The sequence below is a fragment of the Limnospira sp. PMC 1279.21 genome, from assembly GCF_032349615.1.
In the GTDB taxonomy this organism is placed as follows: domain Bacteria; phylum Cyanobacteriota; class Cyanobacteriia; order Cyanobacteriales; family Microcoleaceae; genus Limnospira; species Limnospira fusiformis.
The window spans coordinates 1-1,362 of the sequence record NZ_JARPLU010000392.1; the positions used below are offsets into that span (position 1 = coordinate 1).

Below are 1,362 nucleotides of genomic sequence, written 5' to 3' on the forward strand. Positions count from 1 at the left end.
ATCGCCCTACTAAAAAGCCAGGCAATTCTCATCCCCAAATCCGATTAAGTCTCAAAACAAATCCCGGCAAGACATCGCCGCCTGAGAGTTCTGTGGGCTCCGGCAAAACTTCGATTTCTTGTCCGGGGCGGTAGATTTCTACCCGTCGATTTTGGGGGTCAATCAACCATCCCAGTCGGGCTCCATTTTCCAAATATTCCCCCATCTTTTCTCGCAGTAGGGATAAGCTATCGGTAGGCGATCGCAATTCCACCACGAAGTCAGGACATAAAGGAGCGAAACCGCGACGCATATCGGGTGTCAGCGCCTCCCAACGGGGGCGACTCACCCAAGAAGCATCAGGGGAACGGATCGCACCATTGGGGAGGATAAATCCCGTCGAGGAGTCAAAAGCAACACCCAAGTTTTCGTGGGTTTCATCCCAGCGATCGAGTTGTCCGATAATGCGGCTATTTCTTTTTCCCGATTCGCTTCCGGTGGGTGGGTTCACAATCAATTCTCCTGTAGCTGTGCGTTCCAATCTTAAATCGGGGTTGGCGGCGGCGATCGCCTGGAATTGTTCCAGGGTGATGTGGAGAACCGTGGAAGGGGGGAGTTGCAGCGTGAGAGTGCTGTGCATCAGATTTCCTCCGGGAATGTGGGCGGATATTCTTCATGGTAACTTGCCAGATGCTGGGAAATCCTGGCATTTGCTTAGGATTGGGTTATCATATTCCCAGAGAGGGAAACACCAGATGAGTTGAGAGGGAGATGAGCAATGGTTTCTCAGCCAAAAATAGCAACTCAGCATGAAATTATCTATCCTGATTCTGACGGTAAACCGATGGCCGAGAATACGATTCAGTTTCGCTGGATTATGACCATATATCACAATCTGGCGTGGTTATTTGCCCTACAGGCGGATGTGTTTGTGGCGGGGGATTTACTCTGGTATCCGGTGGAAGGGAATAATAAGATACGCCAAGCGCCCGATGTTATGGTGGTGTTTGGGGTAGAGAAGGGAGACCGGGGTTCTTACCAACAGTGGAAAGAAAAGGCGATCGCCCCCCAGGTGGTGTTGGAAATTCTGTCTCCGGGGAACCGACCGGGAGAACTGACTCGGAAGTTGTTATTTTACGAACACTATGGGGTGGAGGAATATTATATTTATGACCCGGAAAACAATGATTTGAGCGGGTGTATCCGTTCGGGCGATCGTCTGGCTATGATTGAGGAAATGCAGAATTGGGTGAGTCCCCGCCTGCAAGTTCGATTTGAGTTATCCGAGGAGACGTTAACACTTTATAATCCCCAGGGTCAGCCGTTTTCTTCTCCCCTGGAAATCGAGCAACAATTACAACAGGAGCGCTCGCGAGCCGAACA

2 protein-coding genes are annotated in these 1,362 nt (G+C 50.6%); one reads left to right on the forward strand and one right to left on the reverse strand.

The genetic code is table 11. The features are described 5' to 3' along the window. Positions 1–28: 28 nt before the first annotated feature. Positions 29–619, reverse strand: coding sequence for a Uma2 family endonuclease (locus tag P5683_RS24865; protein WP_315642542.1), 591 nt, complete (start codon positions 617–619; stop codon positions 29–31). A 138-nt stretch (positions 620–757) separates the two neighbouring features. Between P5683_RS24865 and P5683_RS24870 the strand changes: the two genes are divergently transcribed. Then, the coding region (locus P5683_RS24870) for a Uma2 family endonuclease (RefSeq protein WP_315641205.1) at positions 758–1,362 on the forward strand (605 nt) is incomplete at its 3' end.